The organism is Serratia bockelmannii (assembly GCF_008011855.1).
GTDB classification, from domain to species: Bacteria; Pseudomonadota; Gammaproteobacteria; order Enterobacterales; family Enterobacteriaceae; genus Serratia; species Serratia bockelmannii.
This window is the reverse complement of the sequence record NZ_VOUX01000032.1, coordinates 165,766-191,234: the sequence shown is the minus strand read 5'-3', so window position 1 is coordinate 191,234 and position 25,469 is coordinate 165,766. Positions and strand designations below refer to the sequence as shown.

The 25,469-nt window shown below is 60.9% G+C and carries 22 protein-coding genes; 10 read left to right on the top strand and 12 right to left on the bottom strand.

The window, feature by feature from the left end; genetic code table 11:
• Positions 1-261 precede the first annotated feature (261 nt).
• Together crp and FOT55_RS16450 are read left to right on the top strand one after the other, a co-directional pair.
• On the top strand, positions 262-894 hold the full coding sequence (crp, locus tag FOT55_RS16455) for a cAMP-activated global transcriptional regulator CRP (RefSeq protein ID WP_004090925.1): 633 nt from the start codon (positions 262-264) through the stop codon (positions 892-894).
• Between the two features lie 50 nt (positions 895-944).
• On the top strand, positions 945-3,023 hold the full coding sequence (locus FOT55_RS16450; RefSeq protein WP_147823732.1) for a YccS/YhfK family putative transporter: 2,079 nt from the start codon (positions 945-947) through the stop codon (positions 3,021-3,023).
• A 40-nt stretch (positions 3,024-3,063) separates the two neighbouring features.
• On the opposite strand, the gene argD is transcribed toward FOT55_RS16450, so the two are convergent.
• The 6 genes from argD to ppiA all read right to left on the bottom strand — a co-directional run bounded on the left by argD (position 3,064) and on the right by ppiA (position 9,871).
• Positions 3,064-4,281 carry a bifunctional acetylornithine/succinyldiaminopimelate transaminase gene (gene argD, locus FOT55_RS16445; protein ID WP_025304519.1) on the bottom strand — a complete coding sequence of 406 codons (1,218 nt, stop codon included), beginning with the start codon at positions 4,279-4,281 and terminating at the stop codon, positions 3,064-3,066.
• A 131-nt stretch (positions 4,282-4,412) separates the two neighbouring features.
• Positions 4,413-4,988: an aminodeoxychorismate synthase component II gene (locus FOT55_RS16440; protein ID WP_025304520.1), complete on the bottom strand. Its 576-nt coding sequence runs from the start codon at positions 4,986-4,988 to the stop codon at positions 4,413-4,415.
• Between the two features lie 72 nt (positions 4,989-5,060).
• Positions 5,061-6,584 (bottom strand): helicase HerA-like domain-containing protein, encoded by a 1,524-nt coding sequence (locus FOT55_RS16435; protein ID WP_033645261.1) that lies wholly within the window; start codon positions 6,582-6,584, stop codon positions 5,061-5,063.
• Between the two features lie 151 nt (positions 6,585-6,735).
• Positions 6,736-7,461 (bottom strand): two-component system response regulator BtsR, encoded by a 726-nt coding sequence (btsR, locus tag FOT55_RS16430; RefSeq protein WP_025304522.1) that lies wholly within the window; start codon positions 7,459-7,461, stop codon positions 6,736-6,738.
• Positions 7,461-9,146: a sensor histidine kinase gene (locus FOT55_RS16425; protein ID WP_043138870.1), complete on the bottom strand. Its 1,686-nt coding sequence runs from the start codon at positions 9,144-9,146 to the stop codon at positions 7,461-7,463. The genes btsR and FOT55_RS16425 overlap by 1 nt, the downstream gene beginning before the upstream one ends.
• Positions 9,147-9,301: 155 nt before the next feature.
• Positions 9,302-9,871, bottom strand: a complete 570-nt coding sequence (ppiA, locus tag FOT55_RS16420; protein ID WP_025304524.1) for a peptidylprolyl isomerase A — start codon at positions 9,869-9,871, stop codon at positions 9,302-9,304.
• Positions 9,872-10,223: 352 nt separating this feature from the next.
• Between ppiA and FOT55_RS16410 the strand changes: the two genes are divergently transcribed.
• The 4 genes from FOT55_RS16410 (at position 10,224) to tsgA (ending at position 14,293) form a co-directional block, all read left to right on the top strand.
• Positions 10,224-10,562 carry a PTS lactose/cellobiose transporter subunit IIA gene (locus tag FOT55_RS16410; RefSeq protein WP_025304525.1) on the top strand — a complete coding sequence of 113 codons (339 nt, stop codon included), beginning with the start codon at positions 10,224-10,226 and terminating at the stop codon, positions 10,560-10,562.
• Positions 10,559-11,866 carry a 6-phospho-beta-glucosidase gene (locus FOT55_RS16405; protein ID WP_025304526.1) on the top strand — a complete coding sequence of 436 codons (1,308 nt, stop codon included), beginning with the start codon at positions 10,559-10,561 and terminating at the stop codon, positions 11,864-11,866. The genes FOT55_RS16410 and FOT55_RS16405 overlap by 4 nt, the downstream gene beginning before the upstream one ends.
• A 70-nt stretch (positions 11,867-11,936) precedes the next feature.
• Complete coding sequence (locus tag FOT55_RS16400) at positions 11,937-12,917, top strand: LacI family DNA-binding transcriptional regulator (protein WP_147823731.1); 981 nt, start codon at positions 11,937-11,939, stop codon at positions 12,915-12,917.
• 191 nt (positions 12,918-13,108) lie between these two features.
• Positions 13,109-14,293 (top strand): MFS transporter TsgA, encoded by a 1,185-nt coding sequence (tsgA, locus tag FOT55_RS16395; RefSeq protein WP_147823730.1) that lies wholly within the window; start codon positions 13,109-13,111, stop codon positions 14,291-14,293.
• Between the two features lie 54 nt (positions 14,294-14,347).
• Here the strand turns inward: tsgA and FOT55_RS16390 are convergent, their stop codons facing one another.
• On the bottom strand, positions 14,348-15,616 hold the full coding sequence (locus FOT55_RS16390) for a cytosine deaminase (RefSeq protein WP_269149658.1): 1,269 nt from the start codon (positions 15,614-15,616) through the stop codon (positions 14,348-14,350).
• 303 nt (positions 15,617-15,919) lie between these two features.
• Between FOT55_RS16390 and nirB the strand changes: the two genes are divergently transcribed.
• From nirB to cysG, 4 genes are read left to right on the top strand one after another with little or no spacing between them, the layout of a single operon-like run.
• Entirely contained in the window at positions 15,920-18,469 is a 2,550-nt protein-coding gene (nirB, locus tag FOT55_RS16380; RefSeq protein WP_147823728.1) for a nitrite reductase large subunit NirB, read from the top strand.
• A complete protein-coding gene (gene nirD / locus FOT55_RS16375) occupies positions 18,466-18,792 on the top strand; it encodes a nitrite reductase small subunit NirD (protein ID WP_019456155.1) in 327 nt (108 codons plus the stop codon). Before nirB ends, nirD begins: the two co-directional genes overlap by 4 nt.
• Positions 18,793-18,808: 16 nt before the next feature.
• The gene (gene nirC / locus FOT55_RS16370) at positions 18,809-19,609 is read left to right on the top strand and encodes a nitrite transporter NirC (protein WP_141999090.1); all 801 of its coding nucleotides are present in this window, start codon (positions 18,809-18,811) and stop codon (positions 19,607-19,609) included.
• Between the two features lie 51 nt (positions 19,610-19,660).
• Positions 19,661-21,064 carry a siroheme synthase CysG gene (gene cysG, locus FOT55_RS16365; RefSeq protein ID WP_147823727.1) on the top strand — a complete coding sequence of 468 codons (1,404 nt, stop codon included), beginning with the start codon at positions 19,661-19,663 and terminating at the stop codon, positions 21,062-21,064.
• A 51-nt stretch (positions 21,065-21,115) separates the two neighbouring features.
• On the opposite strand, the gene trpS is transcribed toward cysG, so the two are convergent.
• The 5 genes from trpS to FOT55_RS16340 all read right to left on the bottom strand — a co-directional run bounded on the left by trpS (position 21,116) and on the right by FOT55_RS16340 (position 25,455).
• Entirely contained in the window at positions 21,116-22,123 is a 1,008-nt protein-coding gene (trpS, locus tag FOT55_RS16360) for a tryptophan--tRNA ligase (protein WP_043138891.1), read from the bottom strand.
• Positions 22,124-22,125: 2 nt separating this feature from the next.
• On the bottom strand, positions 22,126-22,824 hold the full coding sequence (locus FOT55_RS16355; protein WP_043138894.1) for a phosphoglycolate phosphatase: 699 nt from the start codon (positions 22,822-22,824) through the stop codon (positions 22,126-22,128).
• Positions 22,817-23,494: a ribulose-phosphate 3-epimerase gene (rpe, locus tag FOT55_RS16350; RefSeq protein ID WP_004930320.1), complete on the bottom strand. Its 678-nt coding sequence runs from the start codon at positions 23,492-23,494 to the stop codon at positions 22,817-22,819. The genes FOT55_RS16355 and rpe overlap by 8 nt, the downstream gene beginning before the upstream one ends.
• A gap of 50 nt (positions 23,495-23,544) precedes the next feature.
• Positions 23,545-24,357 (bottom strand): adenine-specific DNA-methyltransferase, encoded by an 813-nt coding sequence (gene dam / locus FOT55_RS16345; protein ID WP_147823726.1) that lies wholly within the window; start codon positions 24,355-24,357, stop codon positions 23,545-23,547.
• Between the two features lie 84 nt (positions 24,358-24,441).
• Entirely contained in the window at positions 24,442-25,455 is a 1,014-nt protein-coding gene (locus tag FOT55_RS16340; RefSeq protein ID WP_049206049.1) for an SPOR domain-containing protein, read from the bottom strand.
• Positions 25,456-25,469 lie beyond the last annotated feature (14 nt).

Below are 25,469 nucleotides of genomic sequence, written 5' to 3'. Positions count from 1 at the left end.
ACAAACAGAGCCGCAATAAATCTTTCCGGGACACTGAATTTCAGGGAAACGCCCAGAGAAAGGCTCCTTTACCGGTATGTTAACAGAATGTAGCTTGCAGCGCTTACGGCAAGTTAATATGCTAGAGCGACAGCGTATTTTTATGACACGCCTCAAAACTTGCCGGTAGCCCTCGCTCATGACTGCGGCTACAGGCGGGTTTTACAGGGAACTCTGACCCCTGTGACACAAGGCAGCGATAACAACAGAGGATAACAGCGAATGGTTCTCGGCAAACCGCAAACAGACCCTACTCTCGAATGGTTCCTGTCTCATTGCCATATCCACAAATATCCATCGAAGAGTACGCTGATTCACCAAGGTGAAAAGGCCGAAACGCTTTACTACATCGTGAAAGGCTCCGTCGCGGTGCTGATCAAGGATGAAGAAGGTAAAGAGATGATCCTGTCCTACCTCAACCAGGGGGATTTCATCGGCGAGCTCGGATTGTTCGAAGAAGGCCAGGAGCGCAGCGCCTGGGTTCGCGCGAAAACCGCCTGTGAAGTGGCCGAAATTTCCTACAAGAAATTCCGCCAGCTGATCCAGGTGAACCCGGACATCCTGATGCGCCTGTCCGCCCAAATGGCGAGCCGCCTGCAGGTTACCTCCGAAAAAGTGGGCAACCTCGCCTTCCTGGACGTGACCGGCCGCATCGCGCAAACCCTGCTGAATCTGGCGAAGCAACCCGACGCCATGACTCACCCGGACGGCATGCAGATCAAGATCACCCGTCAGGAGATCGGCCAGATCGTCGGCTGCTCGCGTGAAACCGTTGGCCGTATTCTGAAAATGCTGGAAGATCAAAACCTGATTTCCGCCCACGGCAAAACCATTGTCGTCTACGGCACCCGTTAATCCCTGAAGAAACGGCGCAATCTGCGCCGTTTTTTTGTCTGCTCTCTGCCATGTGGCGCCGTCTGATCTACCACCCGGAAATCAACTACGCACTGCGACAAACGCTGGTGTTGTGCCTGCCGGTGCTGTTTGGCTTGTTGATAGGCCAGCTGCAGCTCGGCCTGATGTTCTCTCTGGTGCCCGCCTGCTGCAATATCGCCGGTCTGGACACGCCGCATAAGCGCTTCTTTAAACGGCTGATCGTCGGCGGCTCGCTGTTCGCCTTCAGCAGCGTGCTGTTGCAACAGGCACTTCTGTGGCACGTGCCGCTGCCGGCGCTGATGCTGGGCCTGGCGCTGCTGCTCGGCGTTACCGGCGAAATCAGCCCGCTGCACGCCCGGCTGTTGCCGGCGGCGCTGGTGGCCGCCATCTTCGCTCTCAGCACGGCCGGCACGGTGCCTGTCTGGCAGGCGCCGCTGCTGTACGCGATCGGCACCGTCTGGTACGGCTTATTCACCTGGTTCTGGTTCCGGCTGTGGAAAGAGCAACCGATGCGCGAGACGCTCAGCCAGCTCTATCTGGAACTGGCGGACTACTTCGAAGCCAAATACTCCCTGCTGACTCAGCACACCGATCCGCAGACCGCGCTGCCGCCACTGCTGGTGCGCCAGCAAAAGGTGATGGATCTGATCAGCCTGCTGTACCAACAGCTTAATTTCCTGCCGCACGCCAACAACCTCGATCAAAAGCGACTGCAGCGCGCCTTTCAGGTGGCGATGGATCTGCAGGAGCACATCACCGTCAGCCTGCATCTGCCGGAGGAAGTGCAAAAACTGGTGGAGCAGAGCCAGGCCGAAGCGATCATTCGCCGCAACGCTCAGGTGATCGCCGGCCGGCTGCGCGTGGTGGCGCACGATATACTCTACCATCAACATTCGAAGCGCTTTTCCATGGCCCACGAGCTGGCGGCGCTGGAAAAAATGGCGGCGCAGCATCCCGATAACCCGGTCGGCCAGTTTTGTTATTACCACTTCAGCCGCATCGCCCGCCTGCTGCGCACCCAGCATCCGCTGTACCGCCGCGATCTGATGCCCGGCCAGCACCGCCTGCCGTTTTGGCCGGCGCTAGCCAGCTATCTGTCGTTCAAATCTACCGCCCTGCGCAACGCCGCGCGGCTGGGGGTGACGCTGGCGGTCGGCAGCAGTCTGGGGGCGGTGTTCAACCTGCCGAAGCCTTACTGGATCCTGCTCACCATCATGCTGGTGAGCCAAAACGGGTATAACGCCACCCGGGTGCGTATTCAGCACCGTGCGCTGGGCACGATTGCCGGGCTGTTGCTGGCGGCCGGGCTGCTGCAGCAGCAGTTACCGGAAGGCGAAACGCTGAGCATCATGCTGGTGATCACGCTGCTAGCCTACCTGGTTTCACGCAAGAACTACGGGCTATCGGTGATTGGCTTTACGGTGACGGCGGTTTACACCTTGCAGCTGCTGGCGCTGAACGGCTCGCATTTTCTGGTGCCTCGTCTGATTGATACCTTGATCGGCTGCGTGCTGGCGTTCGGCGGCACCATTTGGCTATGGCCGCAGTGGCAAAGCGGGCTGCTGCGCAAGAATGCCCATCAGGCACTGGAAAACGATCAAGCCGCGCTGCGGCTGATGCTGGAACAGCCGGAGCCGGACGCCACCGCGTTGGCCTATGCCCGCATGCAGGTCAACCAGGCGCACAACGCGCTGTTCACCTCGCTCAATCAGGCGATGCAGGAGCCGGGATTCGCGTCGAACTATCTGGCGGATATGCGTTTATGGGTCACTCACAGCCAGTTTATCGTCGAACACCTGAATGCCATGACCATTTTGGCGCGCGAGCACTATATGCTGACGCCGAAGCTGGCGGAAACGTATCTGCAAACCTGTGAAATTGCGCTGCAGAGCTGCCAGCAACGCCTGGAGTACGACGGCCCGAGCAGCGGCAGCAGCGGCATCATGCAGCCGCCGGACCTGCATCCGGAGATGCCCGTTACCGAGATGGAGCGTCATTTGCGGCGTATTCTGTCGCACCTGAGCGTGATGCACACCATTTCGTCGCTGGCCTGGCGCCAACGCCCGCACCACGGCATTTGGCTCAAGCGCAAACTCCGCGATCAATAAGGGCGCGGCATGCCGCGCCCCGTTATTCGTCACACGGGCTTCAGGCGTTGATCACATCCTGCACCGCCAGCTCGAACAGCGCCATGCCGGCCTCGATGTCCTGCGGCTCCACCACCAGCGACGGCGCGAAGCGGATCACGTTCGGCCCGGCGTTGAGGATCATCAACCCACGCGCAGCGGCGGCGGTGAGGAAATCGCGCGCTCTGCCGTGATAATGCGGCGTCAACTCGGCGCCGATCAGTAACCCCATGCCACGAATGGCGGTGAAAATACCGTATTTATCGCCGATATCCTGCAAAGCCTGCACATACAGCGCGTGGCGCTGCTCGATGCCGCTCAGCACCTCCGGCGTATTGATCACATCCAGCGCCGCCTCCGCCACCGCGCAGGCCAGCGGGTTACCGCCGTAGGTGGTGCCGTGAGTGCCCACCTGCATCACCGACGCAATCTCTTCGGTGGTCAGCATGGCGCTGACCGGGAAACCACCGCCCAGCGCCTTGGCGGTGGTGAGAATGTCCGGCGTCACGCCATAATGCATATAGGCGAACAGCTTGCCGCTGCGCCCCATGCCGCTTTGCACTTCGTCGAACACCAGCAGCGCCTGATGTTGGTCGCACAGTTTGCGCACGCCTTTGAGGAAGTCGGCGTCGACCGGCGTAATGCCGCCCTCTCCCTGAATCGGCTCCATCACCACCGCGCAGGTATGGTCGTCCATTACCGCTTTCACCGCCGCCAGATCGTTGAACGGCACGTGCACGATGTCGGCCGGCTTCGGCCCGAACCCGTCGGAATATTTGGCCTGCCCGCCCACCGACACGGTGAACAGCGTGCGGCCGTGAAACGCGTTATAGAAGGCGATGATTTTGGTTTTGTACGGGCTGTGGCGGGTGATGGCGTAATGACGCGCCAGTTTGAACGCCGCCTCGTTGGCCTCTGCGCCGGAGTTGGCGAAGAACACCCGGTCGGCGAAGGTGGCGTCGATCAGTTTGCTCGCCAAACGCAGCGCCGGTTCATTGGTGAAGACGTTGCTGGTATGCCACAGGGTTTCGCCCTGGCGTTTGAGCGCCTCGACCAGCGCCGGGTGGCAGTGTCCCAGCGCCGTCACCGCGATGCCACCGGAAAAATCGATGTACTCTTTTCCCTGCTGATCCCAGACCCGGCTGCCTTTGCCGCGCACCGGAACAAACTGGGCGGGTGCATAAACAGGCAGGATCACCTGGTCAAAGGTGCTGCGGCTCACTGCGGATTTGTCAGTCATTTTCGGCTCCACCCTGAAGGTTTTTCAGCGCTATCGCGATGTTATAGTGAAAATATAATCACGAAATATGCATAAAAAAACACTAAAGCGCAAATGCAAAACGCCTGACGGGCGAAAAAAACGCGAAGGGATTAACGCCTGAGAAAATTATCCAACAGCTGATGGCCCTGCTCGCTGAGCACGCTTTCCGGGTGGAACTGCACCCCTTCCAGCGCCAGCGTGCGGTGGCGGATGCCCATGATCTCGTCGCGCACGCCGTCGCGTTCGCTCCAGGCGGTCACTTCAAAGCAATCCGGCAGCGTATCGGCTTTCAGCACCAGCGAGTGATATCGGGTCACGGTCAGCGGATCGTTCAGGCCGCGAAACACGCCGACGCCCAGATGGCGAATCGCCGAAGTTTTGCCGTGCATCACCGCGCGGGCGCGCACCACTTCGGCGCCGAACGCCTGCCCCAGCGCCTGGTGCCCCAGGCATACGCCGAGGATCGGCAGCTTGCCGGCGAAATGACGAATGGCGGCCAGCGAGATACCCGCTTCGTTCGGGGTACAGGGGCCAGGGGAAATCACCAGATGCTGCGGCGCCAGCCGCGCGATATCGGCCAGCTGCAGCTCATCGTTGCGCTTCACCAGCACCTCGGCGCCCAATTCGCAGAAGTACTGGTAAAGGTTATAGGTAAAGGAGTCGTAGTTATCGATCAGCAGCAGCATGTTAGGTCCGGCAGAGAAAAACGCCGCCATAGTTTACTGATTTAACCCGCCGCTGCCGACGATAATTTCCGCTTACTTTTTACGGCCGCCGGTGATCGAGCCCAGTACGCCGCGCAGGATCTGCCGGCCGAGATCGCGCGCCATGCTCTTGGCAGCGGTCTGGACGATGCCGTCGCGTTTGCCGCCGCGCGGGCCGGTGGAACCGAACAGCAGCTCGTTCAATCCGTCCATCAGGCCGCCGCCCGTCTGTTGCTGCGCTTGCGCCTGCGGTTGCTGCCCCTGCTGCGCAGTACCGACGGTGGCGAAGCCGCCCGACGACAGCTTCTCGTAGGCGGACTCGCGGTCAATCATGTCTTCATAGCGGCCATACAGCGGCGACTTGTTGATCGCGCTGTTCAGCCCTTCCGCACCGAGCATGCCCATCTTGGATTCCGGCGCGATGACCATCGCCCGCTCCACCACGTTCGGCCGGCCCTTCTCGTCGAGGAATGACACCAGCGCTTCGCCCACGCCCAGCTCGGTGATCGCCGTTTCGGCATCGAAGGCCGGATTGGCGCGCAGGGTTTGCGCCGCCGTTTTCACCGCCTTCTGATCGCGCGGCGTGAAGGCGCGCAGCGCATGCTGTACGCGGTTGCCCAACTGGCCCAGCACGCTGTCCGGGATATCCAGCGGATTCTGGGTGACGAAGTAAATGCCGACGCCTTTGGAGCGGATCAGGCGCACCACCTGTTCGATCTTGGTCAACAGCGCCGCCGGCGCGTCGTTGAACAGCAGGTGCGCTTCATCGAAGAAGAACACCAGCTTCGGCTGTTCAGGGTCGCCCACTTCCGGCAGATGTTCAAACAGCTCGGCCAGCAGCCACAGCAGGAACACTGAATACAGCTTCGGCTGATTGATCAGCTTGTCCGCCGCCAGCAGGTTGATCACGCCATGACCGTTGGCGTCGGTTTTCATCAGATCGTTGATGTCCAGCATCGGCTCGCCGAAGAACTGGTTGGCGCCCTGCTCTTCCAGCGTCAGCAACCCGCGCTGGATGGCGCCGATCGACGCGGCAGAGATGTTGCCGTACTGAGTCTGGAATTGTTTGGCGTTATCGCCGACGAACTGCACCATGGCGCGCAGGTCTTTCATGTCCAACAGCAGCAGCGCGTTGTCATCGGCGATTTTGAACACCAGCTGCAGCACGCCGCTTTGCACCTCGTTCAGATCCAACAGGCGCCCCAGCAGCAGCGGCCCGAGATCGGAAATGGTGGCGCGGATCGGATGCCCCTTTTCACCGTAAATATCCCACGGGATAATGGTGCAGGCCTGTGGCTGCCAGTCGGTGACGCCGATCGCCGCCAGGCGCGCCTGCAGCTTCTCGGACGGTACGCCCTCGGCGCCGATGCCAGACAGATCGCCCTTCACATCCGACAGGAACACCGGTACGCCGATGCGCGAGAACTGCTCGGCCATTTTCTGCAGCGTCACCGTCTTGCCGGTGCCGGTTGCCCCGGTGATCAGCCCGTGGCGGTTGGCCAACGCCGGCAAAATCACCAGATCCTGTTCCGGTTTTCCGTCTTTCATCGCTTTGGCGATAATCCGTGGTTCACTCATTTTCTGTTCCTTTGACGCTGACGCGGCGCGAAACGCGCCTGTTGATGCAATAAAGCTATAAGCGCCGCGTAACCCCGTCAAGGACAAACAAAATGGGCGCCGTCGGGACGCCCATGATGCCTGTCTTTTCAGAATCCCCCTAAGACCTGCATCACCCCCGCAGCCCCAGTTGCTCCTTCAGCGCTTTCAAATAGCGCCGGCTGACCGGCACCGGATCGCCGGCGGACATGATCATCTCCGCCGCGCCGCCTTCTTCGAAGCGGATCTCGCGCACCTGCTCCAGGTTGACCAAATACTGCCGATGGCAGCGCACCAGCGGCGTACGGCTTTCCAGCGTGCGCAGCGTCAATTCGGTGAAACACTCCATGCCGTCGCTGCGCACCACGAATACCCCGCTCAGTTTGGAACGGATCGCCAACACCTCGTCAAACCGCAGCAGATAGATGCGGCTGTGGCCGGTGCAGGGAATGTATTTCAGGTAACCGGCGCTCTCATCCAGCGCCGTCACGTCCTGCGGCGCACTGCGCTGCCGCAGGCGTTGCAGCGTCTTGCTCAGCCGCTTCGGCTCCGCCGGCTTCAGCAGATAGTCGAAGGCGTGCTCCTCGAACGCCTGCACCGCGTATTCGTCGTAGGCGGTCAGAAACACGATGTGCGGCATGCGGTTGGGATCCAGCATGCCGACCATTTCCAGCCCGCTGATGCGCGGCATTTGGATATCGAGAAACACCACGTCCGGCTGCAGCCGGTGGATCTGGCTGATGGCTTCGATGGCGTTGGCACATTCGCCGATGATCGTGATCCCCGCTTCGGCCTCCAGCAGATGGCGGAGGTTGTCGCGCGCGGAAGGCTCATCGTCAACAATCAGTGCGTTTAACATCAGGCGGCCCTCTCCATGGGAACATTGAGCGTAATGCGGGTATAGGCGTCCGGCCGGCAATCCACCCGCACGCCATAGCCTTCGCCATAGCGCACGCGAATGCGCTTATCCACCAGGTTCATCCCCAGCCCGCTGCAGTTCGGCTTCGGCTGGAACAGCCCGGCATTGTCCGTCACCTGCAGCAGCAGATGCTCGCCTTCGCAGCAGGCGCCGATTTCGATGCGGCCCACGCCCAACAGATGCGAGGTGCCGTGCTTGATGGCGTTCTCGACGATCGGCTGCAGCGAAAACGCCGGCAGCCGCGCCGCCAGCAGCGCCTCCGGCAGCGATACCGCGATCTCCAGCCGATCGGCGAAGCGCGCTTTCTCAATCTGCAGGTAGGCGTTCACATGCTCAATCTCGTCCGCCAGGCTGACTTCATCATCCGAACGTTTGAGGTTTTTACGAAAGAAAGTCGAGAGGGACTGCACCAGATCGCAGGCGCGTTCGCCATCGCGGCGGATCACCGCCACCAGCGTATTTAACGCATTGAACAGGAAATGCGGATTGACCTGCGCATGCAACAGCTTGATCTCCGACTGCGCCAGCAGCTGCTTGTGGCGCTCGTACTGTCCGGCCATGATCTGCGCCGACAGCAGGCTGGCAATGCCTTCGCCCAGCGTGCGGTTGATGGTGCTGAACAGCTGGCTTTTCGGTTCGTACAGCTTGATGGTGCCGATGACCCGCTGGTTTTCGCCGCGCAGCGGGATCACCAGCGTCGATCCCAGCTTGCAGGCCGGATTGATCGAGCAGCAGTAAGAGAGCTGATTACCGTCGGCGTACACCACCTCGTTGTTGTCGATGGCGCGATGCGAATGCACCGAGGCGATCGGCGTGCCCGGCAGGTGGTGATCGTCGCCGATGCCGATAAACGCCAGCAGCTTGTCACGATCGGTGATCGCCACTGCACCGATACCCAGCTCCTGATAAATCACCCGGGCGACCTTCATGCTGTTTTCCTGATCGAAGCCCTGGCGCAGGATGCCCTCGGTGCGCTCGGCGATCTTCAGCGCCTTGGAAGAGAAAGCGCTGGTGTATTTCTCAAACATCGCGCGCCGATCCAGCAGGATTTGCATGAACATCGCCGCACCGACGGTATTGGCGATCATCATCGGCAGCGCGATGTGCTCTACCAGCTGCAACGCTTCGTCGTAGGGGCGCGCCACCGCCAGGATGATCGCCATCTGCAGCACTTCCGCCACCAGTGCCACGCCGCCGACGAACAGCGGATTGAACAGCAGCTCGATGCGCCCGCGGCGCATGGCGATGCTGTGTACGATGCCGCCGACCAGGCCTTCCGACACCGTGGAAATCGCGCAGGCCACGTCGGTCATGCCGCCGAGCGTATACCGGTGCAGGCCGCCAGTCAGCCCGACCAGAAAGCCCACCGACGGCCCGCCCAGCAGCCCGCCCAGGACCGCGCCTATCGCGCGGGTGTTGGCGATCGAATCCTGAATGTGCAGCCCAAAATAGGTGCCCATGATGCAGAACACCGAGAAGATCACGTAGCACAGCAGCTTGTGCGGCAGGCGAATAGTCACCTGCATCAGCGGGATAAACAGCGGGGTTTTGCTCAGCAGATAGGCGATGACGAGATAGACGCACATCTGCTGCAACAGCAACAGCACCTGGTTAAATTCATACATGGCAGCAACTCATCCAGAGACAACAAAGGGCGAACGCCGGATTTCCGGTCTGGTTATTGTCTGCCGATTAGAGCATGGGGCACGGGAGAAAACAGTGATGAAGGCAAGGCTTCGTGAGGAAGGACGGCCGACCCCGGCGGGATCGGCCAAAAAACTTACGGCAACACCTTGGCCGACAGAATCACCACCGGTTTGGTCGGCACATTCTGGTAAGGGCCGACGTTACCGGTCGGCACCTGAGCGATCTTGTCCACGACGTCCATGCCTTTCACCACTTTGCCGAACACGGCGTAGCCGAAATCGCGCTGGCCGTGATCCAGGAAGGCGTTATCCGCCACGTTCAGGAAGAACTGGCTGGTGGCGCTGTCCTTGTCGGCGGTGCGCGCCATCGAAATGGTGCCGCGCAGGTTGCGCAAGCCGTTGTCGGCTTCGTTCTTGATTGGCGCCTTGGTGGATTTCTGCTGCATGTCAGCGGTGAAACCGCCGCCCTGAACCATAAAGCCCGGGATCACGCGATGGAAAATGGTGTTGTTGTAGTACCCGCTGTTCACGTAATCGACGAAATTCTGGGTGGAAACCGGTGCCTTCTGACTGTCGAGCGCCAACTCGATATTCCCTGCCGAGGTGGTCAGCATGACGTGGGTTTCACCGGCGGCGAGCGCCGCTGGCGCCATCGCTGTCAGGGAACACAGCGCGACGAAGGTCACTAAAGTACGTTTGAACATTAACGGGTCCTTTCTCTGAGAGACAAACAACGGAAAAGCGCTTTGATTCTAAAGAGCTGTATCGGCAAGTACCAGCCATTTACCTATATTTACCCAATTACGGGACATATCCTAGGCGGCCCTGAATTTTGCTGCGGAAAGTATGGGCGCAGAAGGCTTTTTTGCCAACCGCGTCACGCATTTTTTGCCCAGCGCCGCCCCGGGGCGTTTTTTGCGATCTACCTCCCAGTTTGCACACCCGTTGCCGTTACCCTATATAAATGAGAGCGCTCTCATTATAAAAGAACGGATACTGAGGTATCCCACGGCGGCGTAGCCGCGCAACCCCTGGAGAAATGACGTGAGTGAATTGATGACTGAAGTCAGCCCCGAGTTTGAAAGCACCATCATGGAACTGCTGGTGTTCTCCGGCAGCGCGCGCAGTAATGCGTTGATGGCGTTGCGGCAAGCGCGCGCCGGTGACTTCGCCGCCGCGGCCAAACACATGGTCGAATCCAAAGAATGGGTGAAGAAGGCGCACCTGATCCAGACCGAGCTGATCGGCCTGGACGAAGGCTGCGGCAAGCTGGCGATCAACCTGATCACCGTGCATGCGCAGGATCATCTGATGAACGCCATGGTCATCCAGGATCTGGCCGACGACATGATCGAGCTCTATCGCCGTCAGTCACAGACGGAGGGCCGCTCATGAACACGCTCAAAATCGCGGTGATTGGCGGTGGCAGCAGCTACACTCCCGAACTGGTCGATGGGCTGATCCAACGCATCGATGAGCTGCCGGTCACCGAACTGGCGCTGGTGGACGTCGAGCCAGGCCGCCAAAAAGTGGAAACCATCGCCGCCCTGACCCGCCGCATGCTGGCGCGCCACGGGCTGGAACAGGTGAAGGTCAGCGTGCACTTCGCGCTGGACGACGCCATTCACGGCGCCGCTTTCGTGCTGACCCAGTTCCGCGTCGGGCAACTGCCGGCGCGCGCCGCCGATGAACGGCTGGGCCTGAAATACCAGCTGCTCGGCCAGGAGACCACCGGCGTCGGCGGCTTCGCCAAGGCGCTGCGCACCATTCCGGTGATGCTGGATATCGCCCGTCGGGTGGAAAAGCTGGCGCCGGACGCCTGGATCATCAACTTCACCAACCCGGCCGGCATCGTCACCGAGGCGGTGTCCCGCTTTACCAAAGCGAAGATCATCGGCCTGTGTAACGTACCGATCAGCATGCATCACATGATCGCCAACATGCTGCAGGCGCCTTACGCCGACGTGCAGCTGCGGTTCGCCGGTTTGAATCACATGGTCTGGGTGCATCAGGTCACGCAGCAGGGGCGCGACGTCACCGGCAACGTGATCGACATGTTGTGCGACGGCGCGGCGCTGACCATGAACAACATCAAGGAAGAGCCCTGGCAGCCGGACTTCCTGCGCGCGCTCGGCGCCATCCCCTGCCCGTACCACCGCTATTTTTACCAGACCCGCGAGATGCTGGCGGAAGAGATGGCTGCCGCCGGCGAGCGCGGCACCCGCGCCGAGCAGGTGATGCAGGTAGAAAAAGAGCTGTTCGAGCTGTATGCCGATCCGCAGTTGAACAGTAAACCGGAGCAACTCAGCTTCCGCGGCGGTTCTTTCTATTCCGAAGTTGCGCTGGAGCTGATCCGTGCTATCCATAATAATCTCGGCACGCAATTAGTGGTCAACACCGCAAACCGCGGCGCAATCCATGGCCTGCCGGACGATGCTGTGATAGAAATCAACTGTATCGTCGATGCCCAGGGCGCGCATCCGCTGACGTTCGGCCCGCTGTCGGAACCGATGCAGGCGCTGACGCAGCAGGTAAAAGCCTACGAGCGCCTGACCATCGAGGCGGCAGTGCACGGCGATCGCCGCAGCGGCTTGCTGGCGCTGATCGCCAACCCGCTGGTGGGCAACGCCAACCTGGCACAGCCGTTGCTGGACGAGGTGTTGACGATAAACGCGCCGTACTTGCCGCAGTTCAGGTAAGCGCCGGCGCGGTATGACAGGGGTTCGGCACGCCGAACCCATTTTTTTAGCCGTAATCAGGAGTTGGACGATGGTGACACTGGAAGATGTCGCGGCGCTGGCGGGCGTATCGCGCGCCACCGTATCGCGGGTAGTGAACGGCGACAGCAACGTCAAGGCGCCGACCCGCGAGAAGGTTGAACGCGCCGTCGCCCAGCTCGGTTATACCCCCAACCCGGCGGCCCGTGCGCTCGCCTCCAGCCACAGCAATACCCTCGGGTTGGTCACGACGTCGTACCGCGGTGGCTTCTTCGGCGCGCTGATGGACTTCGTGCAGACCGAGGCCGAATCCCACGGCAAGCAGCTGCTGGTGACCCAGGGCCGCAACAGTGCCGAAAACGAATGGCAGGCGGTGCAGCGGCTGTTCAGCCTGCGCTGCGACGGCGTGATCCTGCACGTGCGTTTTCTCAGCGACGATCGGCTGCGCCAGCTGGCGGCGGAGCAACGTGATTTCGTGTTGCTCGATCGTCTGGTGCCGGGGCTGGAAGACCGCTGCGTCACCTTCGATCACCCGCTTGCCAGCCGCATGGCGACGCAGCAGTTACTCGACGCCGGGCACCGGCGCATCGCCTGCATCAGCGGCCCGCGCGAGCGCCCGTCGAGCCGCCTGCGGCTGCAAGGATTTGAAGAGGCTATGCAGGCGGCGAATATCGAGCCGGTAGCCTGTCTGGAGGGCGTCTACGATCTGGAAAGCGGTTACCGCTGCGCCGATCATCTGCTGCAGCAAACCGCACGGCCCAGCGCCATCTACTGCTGCAACGAAGAGATGGCGATCGGCGCGCTGCTGGCGATCAACGAGCACCGCCTGCGGGTACCGCAGGATATCTCCTTGATCTGTTACGACAGCGGCGAACGCGCACCTTTCGTGCGCCCGGCGTTGAGCAGCGTACATTTTCCCATCAGCGAAATGGCCCAATACGCGGCGCGCAGGCTGATCGACCCTGCCACCCCGGCGCACCGGTTTGAGCCGACGATCGTCCACCGTGATTCCATTGTGACGGTACGCAAATAGATCACAATAATGCGTATCATCCCTTCATGGGTTGCATCAAAAAATCGACAGCCATCACAAAAAATCCCGTTGTCTGTGCTAGGATCCGCCCCCTGGTGGCCTGATCGGGACTTTTTTCTGCGTTTGCCAGGAAAAGCCAGCGGCCTTATGCCAGCTTTAAAACCTCTAACAGACATATTCAGGCCTATACAATGAATGACAGTAACCGCATACGGCTTACCTGGATCAGCTTCTTTTCGTACGCGCTGACCGGTGCTTTAGTGATCGTCACAGGGATGGTGATGGGAAACATTGCAGAGTACTTTAATCTGCCGGTTTCCAGCATGAGTAACACCTTTACTTTCCTCAACGCCGGTATTTTGATTTCGATCTTCCTCAATGCCTGGCTGATGGAAATCATCCCGCTGAAGCGTCAGTTGATCTTCGGCTTTGTCCTGATGGTGCTGGCAGTCGCGGGGCTGATGCTCGGCAAGAGCCTGACCATGTTCTCGCTGTGCATGTTTATCCTCGGCGTGGTGAGCGGCATCACCATGTCGATCGGCACCTTCCTGATCACCCACATGTATGCCGGCCGCCAGCGCGGTTCGCGCCTGTTGTTCACCGATTCCTTCTTCAGCATGGCCGGGATGATCTTCCCGATCGTCGCCGCGATGCTGCTGGCCCGCCATATCGGCTGGTACTGGGTTTATGCCTGCATCGGCCTGCTGTACGTGGGGATCTTCGTGCTGACCTTGTGCTCCGACTTCCCGGTGCTGGGCAAGAAAGGCGCCGATGCCGGTCAACCAGTCGAGAAAGAAAAATGGGGCATCGGCGTGCTGTTCCTATCGATCGCCGCGCTGTGCTACATCCTCGGCCAGTTGGGCTTCATTCAGTGGGTGCCTGAGTACGCCACCAAGTCGTTCAACATGGACATCGGCCAGGCCGGTAAGCTGGTGAGCGACTTCTGGACCTCTTATATGGTTGGCATGTGGGTGTTCAGCTTCATCCTGCGCTTCTTCGATCTGCAACGCATCGTCACCGTGCTGGCCGCGCTGGCTACCGGCGCGATGTACCTGTTCGTCAGCACCGACAATCCGGAGCACCTGGGCTACTACATCATGGCCCTGGGCTTCGTTTCCAGCGCCATCTACACCACGCTGATCACCCTCGGCTCGCTGCAGACCAAGGCTTCCTCGCCGAAACTGGTCAACTTTATCCTGACCTGCGGCACCATCGGCACCATGCTGACCTTCGTGGTCACCGGCCCGATCGTGGCGAAAGGCGGCGCGCATGCGGCGCTGACCACCGCCAACGGCCTGTACATGGCGGTGTTTGTGATGTGTCTGCTGCTGGGCTTCGTGACCAAGCACCGCAGCCACGGTCACGTAACGCACTGATTTCTTCGCATCAAATACATCAAGGGCGCCCGCAAGGCGCCCTTTTTTTGCGCCTTAGCGCCGAAAATCCACCGTCTCCTCCTGCTGCAAATGCAGCGTGGTTTCCGCCGGCCGCGTTTCGGCGATCACCGCACCCTGGCGAATCGAATAACGCACCGGCGTCTGGCGACGCACTGCGTCGAAGCCGCTTTCCGCCGGCAGGATCACCAGGTTGGCGCTGTTGCCGGCCGCCAGGCCGTAGTCGCTCAGGTTAAGCGTGCGCGCGCTATGGTGGGTGATCAGCTTCAGTCCGTCGTCGATTTGGCCATAGCCCATCAGCTGGCACACGTGCAGCCCCATGTGCAGCACCTGCAGCATGTTGGCGGTGCCGAGCGGGTACCAAGGATCGAACACGTCGTCATGGCCGAAACAGATGTTGATCTCCGCCTCCAGCATCTCCTTCACTCGGGTCACGCCGCGCCGTTTCGGGTAACTGTCGAAACGGCCCTGCAGGTGAATGTTCACCAGCGGATTGGCGACGAAGTTGATGCCGGACATCTTCAACAGACGGAACAGCCGCGAGGCGTAAGCGCCGTTGTAAGAGTGCATCGCCGTGGTGTGGCTGGCGGTGACTTTCGCTCCCATCTCCAGCTTCAGTGCCAGCGCCGCCACGGTCTCGACGAAGCGCGATTGCTCGTCGTCGATTTCATCGCAGTGCACGTCCACCAGCCGATCGTATTTTTGCGCCAGCGCGAACGCCTTATGCAGCGACTCCACGCCGTACTCGCGGGTGAATTCGAAGTGCGGAATGGCGCCCACCACGTCGGCCCCGAGCCGCAACGCTTCTTCAAGCAACGCTTCGCCGTTGGGGTAGGAAAGGATCCCCTCCTGCGGGAAGGCGACAATCTGCAGCGTCACCCAAGGCGCCACTTCCTGCTTCACCTCCAGCATGGCGCGCAGCGCGGTCAGCGTGGGATCGGAAACGTCGACGTGGGTGCGCACATACTGCACGCCGTTGGCGATCTGCCACTTAAGCGTTTGCCAGGCGCGCTGTTTGACGTCTTCATGAGTCAGCAGCGCTTTGCGTTCAGCCCAGCGCTCAATGCCCTCGAACAGCGTGCCGGACTGGTTCCAGGCCGGCTGACCGGCGGTCTGCGTGGTATCCAGGTGGATATGCGGTTCGACGAACGCCGGCAACGCCAACCCGCCCTGCGCATCCAGCACGTCGCTGCGCCACTCCTGTCCTTCCGGCTGTGGCACCAGATGCGCGATGCGCCCCTGCTCGATTGCCAGTTGCCACAATCCTTCATGCCCGCTTAAACGCAGGTTGTCGATAAACTTCAATGGACGTTTCGCCACCCTTCACCTCTGCCGTTGCGCTGGTTTTCTTCATCATACTGGCAGCGGATCGCGCTGACAAAGTCGCCGTGCCATGCCTACCCCTTGCGTTTACTCCCTGCGGGGTAATTTACCTGCAAACTGACTCGCTTCAGCTAAAGATGAATAAAATCCGCAACTTATCAAAAAACGTGAAAAATCATTTATATACCACATTGGAGGTATATGGGAGTGTGATTGATTTGCATCAATAAATTGCTCATCGGGAGGGATAAGGTAACCCTAGGAAACCAGAATTTTGAGGCAATAATGAGCAGAGTCAAACTTGCCGTCGTCGGCAATGGCATGGTCGGCCACCGGTTCATCGAAGATCTGTTGGATAAAGCAGACAAAGACCAGTTCGAAATCACCGTATTTTGCGAAGAGCCGCGTATCGCTTACGATCGCGTGCACCTCTCTTCCTACTTCTCTCACCACACCGCCGAAGAGCTGTCGCTGGTGCGCGAAGGCTTTTACGAAAAACACGGCGTAAAGGTACTGGTCGGCGAACGCGCTATCACCATCAATCGTGACGAGAAAGTGATCCACTCCAACACCGGCCGCACCGTCTATTACGACAAGCTAATCATGGCCACCGGTTCCTATCCGTGGATCCCGCCGATTAAGGGCTCGGATAGCCAGGACTGCTTCGTTTACCGCACCATCGAAGACCTGAACGCCATCGAAGCCTGCGCGCGCCGCAGCAAACGCGGTGCGGTAGTCGGCGGCGGGCTGTTAGGGCTGGAAGCCGCCGGCGCGCTGAAAAGCCTGGGGGTGGAAACGCACGTGATCGAGTTCGCTCCGGTACTGATGGCCGAACAGCTCGACCCGATGGGCGGTGACCAGCTGCGCCACAAGATCGAGCGCATGGGCGTCAAGGTTCACACCGGCAAAAATACCCAGGAGATCGTCAACGGCGGCGGCACGGCGCGCAAAACCATGCATTTCGCCGACGGTAGCCTGCTGGAAGTGGACTTCATCGTGTTCTCCACCGGCATCCGCGCCCAGGACAAGCTGGCGCGTCAGTGCGGGCTGGAGGTTGGCCGCCGCGGCGGCATCGCCATCAACGACAGCTGCCAAACGTCTGATCCGGACGTGTACGCCATCGGTGAGTGCGCCGCCTGGCGCGATCGCACCTTTGGCCTGGTGGCACCGGGGTACAAAATGGCGCAGGTGGCCGCCGATCACCTGCTGGACCGCGAAAACGGCTTCCAGGGCGCCGACATGAGCGCCAAGCTGAAGCTGCTGGGCGTGGACGTCGGCGGCATCGGCGATGCCCATGGCCGCACCGAAGGCGCCCGCAGCTACGTTTATCTGGATGAAAGCAAAGAAGTCTACAAACGTATCGTGGTCAGCGCCGACAATAAAACCCTGCTCGGCGCGGTGCTGGTAGGCGACACCAGCGATTATGGCAACCTGCTGCAGCTGGCGTTGAACGGCATCGAGCTGCCGGAAAACCCGGACGGCCTGATCCTGCCGGCCCATGCGGGCAGCAAACCGGCCATCGGCGTAGATTCGCTGCCGGAAAGCGCGCAGATCTGCTCCTGCTTCGACGTCAGCAAAGGTGACATCATCCAGGCGGTCAACAAAGGCTGCCACACCGTGGCGGCGCTAAAGGCCGAAACCAAGGCCGGCACCGGCTGCGGCGGCTGCATCCCGCTGCTCACCCAGGTACTGAACGCCGAGCTGAGCAAGCAAGGCATCGAGGTCAACCACCACCTGTGCGAACACTTCGCCTATTCACGCCAGGAGCTGTTCCACCTGATCCGCGTCGAAGGCATCAAGTCGTTCGAGGCATTGCTGGCCAAATACGGCAAAGGCTACGGCTGCGAAGTGTGTAAACCGACCGTCGGCTCGCTGCTGGCCTCATGCTGGAACGAGTACATCCTCAAGCCGCAGCATACGCCGCTGCAGGATACCAACGACAACTTCCTCGGCAATATCCAAAAAGACGGCACCTACTCGGTGATCCCGCGCTCCGCCGGCGGCGAAATCACCCCGGATGGCCTGCTGGCCATCGGCCAGATCGCCAAGGAGTACAACCTCTACACCAAAATGACCGGTTCGCAGCGTATCGGCATGTTCGGGGCGCAGAAAGACGATCTGCCGGCCATCTGGAGCAAGCTGCTCGCCGCCGGCTTTGAAACCGGCCACGCGTACGCCAAGGCGCTACGCATGGCGAAAACCTGCGTCGGCAGCACCTGGTGCCGCTACGGCGTCGGCGACAGCGTCGGCTTCGGCGTCACGCTGGAACATCGCTACAAAGGCATCCGCACCCCGCACAAAATGAAGTTCGGCGTCTCGGGCTGCACCCGCGAATGCGCCGAAGCGCAGGGCAAGGACGTCGGCATCATCGCCACCGAGAACGGCTGGAACCTGTACGTCTGCGGCAACGGCGGCATGAAACCACGCCACGCCGACCTGCTGGCCGCCGATCTCGATCGCGAGACCCTGGTGCGCTACCTCGACCGCTTCATGATGTTCTATATCCGCACCGCCGATAAGCTGCAGCGTACCTCGGTATGGCTGGAGAGCCTGGAAGGTGGCATCGATTACCTGCGCAAGGTGATCGTCGACGATAAGCTCGGCATCAACGAGCAGTTGGAAGCGGAGATCGCCCGCCTGCGCGACGCGGTGGTCTGCGAGTGGAAAGAGACCGTCGAGCATCCGGAAACGCAGCTTCGCTTCGCTCACTTCATCAACAGCCCGCTGCGCGATCCGAATGTGCAGGTAGTGGCCGAACGCGACCAGCACCGCCCGGCGCGCCCTGATGAGCGCATTCCCGTCACCCTGATCGATACCGAGGAGAGCCACGCATGAGCCAGTGGATTACCGTTTGTCCCGTCGCCGACATTCTGCCCGGCACCGGCGTATGTGCCCTGATCGGCGATCGGCAGGTGGCGGTGTTCCGCCCCTATGCCGACGAACAGGTGTTCGCCATCAGCAATATCGACCCGTTCGCCCAGGCCAGCGTGCTGTCACGCGGGCTGATCGCCGAGCATCAGGGCGAACTGTGGGTCGCCAGCCCGCTGAAGAAACAGCATTTCCGCCTGTACGACGGTCACTGTCTGGAAGATGACAGCCGTTCCGTCGCCAGCTTCGCCAGCCGGGTGGTCGACGGCATCGTGCAAGTCGCGGCATAACCTTTCGGGAGGCAACATGTTTACCGACACGATAAACAAATGCGCCGCCAACGCGGCGCGCATCGTCCGCCTGGCGAAGGAGAGCCCGCTCGGCTTCTGGATCAGCTCGGCGATGGCGGGCGCCTACGTCGGCCTTGGCATCATCCTGATCTTCACCCTCGGCAACCTGGTCGACCCAAGCGTGCGGCCGCTGGTGATGGGCGCCACCTTCGGCATCGCGCTGACGCTGGTGATCATCGCCGGTTCCGAACTGTTCACCGGCCATACGATGTTCCTGACGCTCGGCGTCAAGGCCGGCACCATCCGCCAAAGCCAGATGTGGGCAGTGCTGCCGCAAACCTGGTTCGGCAACCTGCTCGGCTCGGTGCTGGTGGCGCTGATGTATTACTACGGCGGCGGTAGCCTGCTGCCAGTGGATACCAGTCTGGTGCACAGCGCCGCATTGGCAAAAACCACCGCGCCGGCCGAGGTGCTGTTCTTCAAGGGCGTGCTGTGCAACTGGCTGGTTTGCCTGGCGATCTGGATGGCGATCCGCGTAGAAGGCGCCGCCAAGTTCATCGCCATTTGGTGGTGTCTGCTGGCCTTTATCGCCTCGGGTTACGAACACTCCGTCGCCAACATGACGCTGTTTGCCCTCTCCTGGTTCGGCAACCACAGCGAGGCCTACACCCTCGCCGGCATCGGCCACAACCTGCTGTGGGTGACGCTGGGCAACATCCTGTCCGGCTCGGTGCTAATGGGTCTGGGGTATTGGTACGCCACGCCGCGCGCCGAACGCCCGCAGGCGGCGAAAGCCGCCGTACGTCAGACCGCCTAAGTTTTCGGGGGCGCATTTCGCCCCCACACTGATTACCCCCGAGGAGTGCCGATGGACTACCTGCCGATTTTCTGCCAACTGCAACACAAAGCCTGCCTGCTGGTCGGCGGCGGCGAGATCGCCGAACGCAAGGCGCGCCTGCTGCTGGACGCCGGTGCGGCGCTGACCGTCAACGCCGTAGACTTCACCCCGCAGTTCCGCCAGTGGGCGGCAGAAGGCCGGTTGACGCTGGCCGAAGGCGAATTCAGCCCGGCCCTGCTGGTGGAAAAATGGCTGGTGATCGCCGCTACCGACCGGCTAGAGGTCAACGCACGGGTGTATCAGTGCGCCAACCAGCAGCGGGTGTTCTGCAACGTGGTGGACGATCCGAAACGCGCCAGCTTTATCATGCCGTCGATTATCGACCGTTCGCCGATCATGGTCGCGGTGTCCTCCGGCGGCAAAGCGCCGGTGTTGGCGCGGCTGCTGCGCGAGAAGCTGGAAGCGATGCTGCCACAGCACCTCGGCAAGCTGGCCCAACTGGGCGGCTCGCTGCGCCAGCGGGTAAAACAACGCTTCAGCAGCCTCGGCGCGCGTCGGCGCTTCTGGGAACGGTTGTTCGCTCACGATCGGCTGGCGCAGTCGCTGGCCAACGACGACGCCGCGCTGGCTGAACGCCAGCTCGAGCAGCTGTTCAGCGAACAGCCGGCAGATCGCGGTGAAGTGGTTCTGGTGGGCGCCGGGCCGGGCGATGCCGGCCTGCTTACGCTGAAAGGGCTGCAACAAATCCAGCAGGCCGACGTGGTGGTTTACGACCGGCTGGTCTCCGAAGAGATCATGACGCTGGTGCGCCGCGACGCCGAGCGTATCTTCGTCGGCAAATGCGCCGGCCACCACTGCGTGCCGCAGGAGCAGATCAATCAAATCCTGCTGCAGCAGGCGCAGCAAGGCAAACGCGTGGTGCGCCTGAAAGGGGGCGATCCCTTTATCTTCGGCCGCGGCGGCGAAGAGCTGGAGACGCTGGCAGACGCCAACGTGCCGTTCTCGGTGGTGCCGGGCATTACCGCCGCCTCGGGCTGTTCCGCCTACAGCGGCATCCCGCTCACCCACCGCGACCATGCGCAGAGCGTGCGCCTGGTGACCGGCCACGCCAAGGCCGACGGTGGATTGGATTGGGCGACGCTGGCCGCCGGGCAACAGACGCTGGTGTTCTATATGGGGCTGTCGCAAGCGGCTGAAATCCAGCGCCAGCTGATCGCTAACGGGTTGCCAGCCGCCACGCCGGTGGCACTGGTGGAAAACGGCACCTCTTGCCGCCAACGGGTGATCGAAGGGGAGCTCCGCCAACTGGGTTCCCTGTCATTGCAGGCCGCCAGCCCCAGCCTGATCATCGTCGGCAGCGTGGTCAGCCTGCGCAGCAAGCTCAATTGGTTCGCCAGCGAAGAATCGCCTGCCAACCTGGCGCAAATGGCGTAAGACCGACGTAAAAAAAGCGGCCTGTGGCCGCTTTTTCTATTTGCGCCGGCGTTATGCCTGCGGCGGTACGAAACCGACGGCCTGATAGACCTTCGCCAGGGTTTCCTGCGCGCGTGCGCGGGCCTTGGCGGCGCCGTCGCGCATCACCTGCTGCAGATAGGCTTCGTCGTTACGGAAGCGGTGATAGCGCTCCTGCAGCTCACCCAGCATGCCGGAGACGGCTTCCGCCACCGCGCCTTTCAGGTGACCATACATCTGGCCTTCGAACTCGGCTTCCAGCTGCACGATGCTCTTGCCGGTCACACCGGCGAGAATATCCAGCAGGTTGGAGACGCCCGCCTTGTTGACCACGTCGTAACGCACGACAGGCGGCTCTTCCGAGTCGGTCATTGCGCGTTTGATCTTCTTGGTCACCGCTTTCGGATCTTCCAGCAGGCCGATCACGTTGTTGCGGTTGTCGTCCGACTTGGACATCTTCTTGGTCGGTTCCTGCAGCGACATCACGCGCGCGCCGGATTTAGGAATAAACGGCTCCGGCACTTTGAACACGTCGCCGTACAGCGCGTTGAAACGCTGGCCCACGTCGCGGCTCAGCTCCAGGTGTTGTTTCTGGTCTTCGCCCACCGGCACCTGGTTGGTTTGATACAGCAGGATGTCTGCCGCCATCAGCACCGGATAGCTGAACAGCCCAGCGTTGATGTTCTCCGCGTAGCGCGCGGATTTGTCCTTGAACTGCGTCATGCGGCTCAGTTCGCCGAAATAGGTGTAGCAGTTCAGCACCCAGCTCAGCTGCGTGTGCTCAGGCACGTGCGACTGCACGAAGATGGTGCTTTTTTCCGGATCGATACCGCAGGCCAGGTACAGCGCCAGCGTATCCAGCGTGGCCTTGCGCAGCTTCTCGGCGTCCTGGCGAACGGTGATGGCATGCAGATCGACGATGCAGTAGATGCAGTCGTAGTCGTCCTGCATCTGCACCCACTGACGCAGCGCACCCATGTAGTTGCCGATGGTCAGTTCGCCGGACGGCTGCGCGCCGCTAAATACGATGGGCTTACTCATGTTTAAATTTCCTGATTCTCTAAAGATGACAGCCCAAGAGCGGGCAATAAATCGGCGAAGCGCTCCAACACCCGATCGGGGTGGCTCAGGGCGATCGATTCACCGTAGTTATAACCGTAGGTAAAGCCGACGCTCGGGCAACCGGCGCCCTGTGCGGCTTGAATATCGTTGCGCGAGTCGCCAACGAACAGCAGTTCATGCGCACGCAGCCCAAGCTTGCCGAGCACCAGGTACAGCGGTGCCGGGTGCGGTTTCTTTTCCGTCACGTCGTCGCCGCCGATCACCAGCGAGAAATAATCGCCAATGCCCAACGATGCCAGCAGCGGCGCCACGAACGGCGTCGGCTTGTTAGTCACCAGCGCCATCGGGTAACCGTGTGCGGCCAGGCGGACCAGCGTCTCTTGCACCTGCGGGAACAGGCGGCTGCCGCTGTCAACGGTCTGCGCGTAGAAATGGTCGAAACGCTCACGCAGCCGGCTGCACTGCGCCGGCGTGCCTTCCGCTTCCGCCCAGCGCAGCGCGCGTTGCACCAGCACGTCGGCGCCGTTGCCGATCCAGGTGCCGACCCGTTCCTCACCCGCTTGCGGCAGGCCCGTCTCTTCCAGCGCCATATCGATGGCCGCCGCCAGACCCGGCGCGCTGTCGACCAGCGTGCCGTCCAGATCGAAGGCCAATGCGCGGATCGCGCCGAAATCAGCCATGGGTAACCTTCGCCAGCTCGCTGCGCATCTCGTCGATCACCTTGCGGTAGTCCGGCTGGCCAAAGATGGCGGAACCGGCGACGAACATATCGGCGCCCGCGGCGGCGATTTCAGCGATGTTATCCACCTTCACACCGCCGTCGACTTCCAGGCGGATATCTCGACCACTGTCGTCGATCAATTTGCGCACCTGGCGCAGCTTGTCCAGAGTACCGTGGATGAACGATTGGCCGCCGAAGCCCGGGTTGACCGACATCAGCAGGATCACGTCGATTTTATCCATCACGTAATCGAGGTAGCTCAGCGGCGTCGCCGGGTTGAACACCAGGCCGGCTTTACAGCCGTGCTCTTTAATTAGCTGAATGGTGCGATCGACATGCTCGGAAGCTTCAGGGTGGAAAGAGATATAAGACGCGCCTGCCTTGGCGAAATCAGGCACGATGCGGTCCACCGGCTTGACCATCAGGTGCACGTCAATCGGCGCAGTAATGCCGTAGTTGCGCAGCGCTTCGCACACCATCGGACCGATGGTCAGATTGGGCACGTAGTGGTTATCCATCACGTCGAAGTGCACCACGTCGCCGCCTGCAGCCAGCACGTTAGCGGTATCTTCACCTAACCGGGCAAAATCTGCCGACAGAATGGACGGGGCAATCAAAAACTTTTTCATCCGCTTCTCCAAACGTAGGGTCGAGTTGTTATGCGCCGGGGTGCCCCGGCTTAGCGATACAGCGCCAAAAGCTCGTTCACTTTGCTGCGGCCGAGAATGTTGCGGCTGATTGTGCGGCGCGCTTTCACCACATACAGCGCAGCATTCTGGTACCAGTCGCGCGTCAGCTCGGTATCGTGATTGGAAATCAATACCGGTACCTGGCTCTCTACCGAGAGCTGGTGCGCCAGTTGCGCCAGGCTCTGCTGATCGGCGATGCTGAAGCTGTTGGTGTGGTAAGCGGTGAAATTCGCCGTCGCCGACAGCGGCGCATAAGGCGGATCGCAATACACCACGGCACCGGCCACGGCCTTCGCCATGGTATCGCGGTAATGCTCGCAGACAAAAGTGGCATTGCGCGATTTTTCGGCAAACCAGTAGAGCTCTTCTTCCGGGAAGTACGGTTTCTTGTACCGGCCAAACGGCACGTTGAACTCGCCGCGCAGGTTATAGCGACACAGGCCGTTATAGCAGTGACGGTTCAGGTACAGGAACAGCAGCGCCCGGCGGTAAGGCTCGATGCTAGTATTGAACTCTTCTCGCAGCAGGTAAAACTGATCCGAGTTATTGAATTCATCGGCGAAAAGCGTGCGGGCATCGCGCACGAAGTCATCCGTGCGCAGCTTAACGATGTTATACAGGTTGATAAGATCGCTATTGATGTCGGCGAGAATGTAGGCGTCGTAATCCGTATTCAGAAAGACGGATCCCGCACCCACGAAGGGCTCGATTAAGCAGTCTCCCGCCGGCAGATGGCGACGAATCTCATCTACCAGCGGGTATTTTCCACCAGCCCATTTTAAAAAAGCGCGGTTTTTCTTCATGCCGTCAATTAGCTACTTATACAATTCAGAGCGGCGGATTGTACTCTGTTTCAGACAGCACATCAGCGCACAAATTTAAATGATTTATTTTTTAAGATCTTGCTGCACTTGGTGTACAGGTCGGACCCACGGTTTTTTCGCCTGCACATCCGCCGGCAACGAAGCAATGGCGCGCTTCGCTTCCGCAGAAGACGCATAGTTGCCGCTCACCAGCACGTACCACGGTTTGCCGTCACGCTTGGTGGCGTACACCAGGTAGTTCTGCAGCTTCTGCTGTTTGGCGTAGGCGTTCAGCGTGTCGGAACGCGAAGCGCTGCTCAGCTGCAAGGTATAGTGGCTGCCCGGCGCAGACTGCAGTGAACTGCCGCTGCTGGCGACCGCTCCCGCTTTCGCGGTGGAAGACGGCTTGGCCGGCGGCGTATACACCGTGGTCGGTGATTTATGCTGCGTCGCGGTCGGTTTGGTGGCGGCGGTTTTCGCCGGCGTTTTATGCTGTTGCGGTGCGGTGCCCTGCACAGGACGCGTCGCTTCGCGCGCCGCGGCGCCGCTCATCACCGTCGCCGGTGCGGTCGGCAGCGTCGACGCTGCGCCGGTCATGCCTTGAGTCGCGGCATCCACCTGCCCCTGCTGCTGCGACAGCGCATCCGCCATGTTGCCCGGCAAATCGACGCGCTGCTGCGCGCCGCCCTGCTGAGGCTGCGTTTGCGCTTCGGTCGGTGTGCCGGAGATCGGCGGAACGCTGACGTTCTGCGGTTGCTGCGGCTGAGTCGCGCTCACGCCGTTGTTATCGTGGGTATCCGTCGTGCCGCCCGGCACGCCGTTATTGGCGGTGGTCAGCGACGAAGAACCGGACAGGTTGATATCGCGGGCCGCGCCGTTTTGCGCGCCGCTCTCCTGAGCCGCTTCATGTTTGGTTGGCGCCTTCAGGGCGGAACCGATGCCGATAATCAGCAGCAACAGCACCAAAATGCCGATGCCAATCATCAAATGCTGGCGCGAAACGGCGAAGCGCGGCGCGGCGGCCGGCTTGCGCGAACGCGTAGGACGACGATCGCTGCTATCAGGTCTGAGATCGTCTTCCGGTTTAAACTCGTCCATCTGAAACCCTCCAA

What these genes read in the sequence shown, in the direction of transcription:
- crp (WP_004090925.1), top strand. Translation starts at nt 262, where the DNA reads ATGGTTCTCGGCAAACCGCAAACAGACCCTACTCTCGAATGGTTCCTG.
- FOT55_RS16450 (WP_147823732.1), top strand. Translation starts at nt 945, where the DNA reads ATGTGGCGCCGTCTGATCTACCACCCGGAAATCAACTACGCACTGCGA.
- argD (WP_025304519.1), bottom strand. Translation starts at nt 4,281, where the DNA reads ATGACTGACAAATCCGCAGTGAGCCGCAGCACCTTTGACCAGGTGATC.
- FOT55_RS16440 (WP_025304520.1), bottom strand. Translation starts at nt 4,988, where the DNA reads ATGCTGCTGCTGATCGATAACTACGACTCCTTTACCTATAACCTTTAC.
- FOT55_RS16435 (WP_033645261.1), bottom strand. Translation starts at nt 6,584, where the DNA reads ATGAGTGAACCACGGATTATCGCCAAAGCGATGAAAGACGGAAAACCG.
- btsR (WP_025304522.1), bottom strand. Translation starts at nt 7,461, where the DNA reads ATGTTAAACGCACTGATTGTTGACGATGAGCCTTCCGCGCGCGACAAC.
- FOT55_RS16425 (WP_043138870.1), bottom strand. Translation starts at nt 9,146, where the DNA reads ATGTATGAATTTAACCAGGTGCTGTTGCTGTTGCAGCAGATGTGCGTC.
- ppiA (WP_025304524.1), bottom strand. Translation starts at nt 9,871, where the DNA reads ATGTTCAAACGTACTTTAGTGACCTTCGTCGCGCTGTGTTCCCTGACA.
- FOT55_RS16410 (WP_025304525.1), top strand. Translation starts at nt 10,224, where the DNA reads ATGACTGAAGTCAGCCCCGAGTTTGAAAGCACCATCATGGAACTGCTG.
- FOT55_RS16405 (WP_025304526.1), top strand. Translation starts at nt 10,559, where the DNA reads ATGAACACGCTCAAAATCGCGGTGATTGGCGGTGGCAGCAGCTACACT.
- FOT55_RS16400 (WP_147823731.1), top strand. Translation starts at nt 11,937, where the DNA reads ATGGTGACACTGGAAGATGTCGCGGCGCTGGCGGGCGTATCGCGCGCC.
- tsgA (WP_147823730.1), top strand. Translation starts at nt 13,109, where the DNA reads ATGAATGACAGTAACCGCATACGGCTTACCTGGATCAGCTTCTTTTCG.
- nirB (WP_147823728.1), top strand. Translation starts at nt 15,920, where the DNA reads ATGAGCAGAGTCAAACTTGCCGTCGTCGGCAATGGCATGGTCGGCCAC.
- nirD (WP_019456155.1), top strand. Translation starts at nt 18,466, where the DNA reads ATGAGCCAGTGGATTACCGTTTGTCCCGTCGCCGACATTCTGCCCGGC.
- nirC (WP_141999090.1), top strand. Translation starts at nt 18,809, where the DNA reads ATGTTTACCGACACGATAAACAAATGCGCCGCCAACGCGGCGCGCATC.
- cysG (WP_147823727.1), top strand. Translation starts at nt 19,661, where the DNA reads ATGGACTACCTGCCGATTTTCTGCCAACTGCAACACAAAGCCTGCCTG.
- trpS (WP_043138891.1), bottom strand. Translation starts at nt 22,123, where the DNA reads ATGAGTAAGCCCATCGTATTTAGCGGCGCGCAGCCGTCCGGCGAACTG.
- FOT55_RS16355 (WP_043138894.1), bottom strand. Translation starts at nt 22,824, where the DNA reads ATGGCTGATTTCGGCGCGATCCGCGCATTGGCCTTCGATCTGGACGGC.
- rpe (WP_004930320.1), bottom strand. Translation starts at nt 23,494, where the DNA reads ATGAAAAAGTTTTTGATTGCCCCGTCCATTCTGTCGGCAGATTTTGCC.
- dam (WP_147823726.1), bottom strand. Translation starts at nt 24,357, where the DNA reads ATGAAGAAAAACCGCGCTTTTTTAAAATGGGCTGGTGGAAAATACCCG.
- FOT55_RS16340 (WP_049206049.1), bottom strand. Translation starts at nt 25,455, where the DNA reads ATGGACGAGTTTAAACCGGAAGACGATCTCAGACCTGATAGCAGCGAT.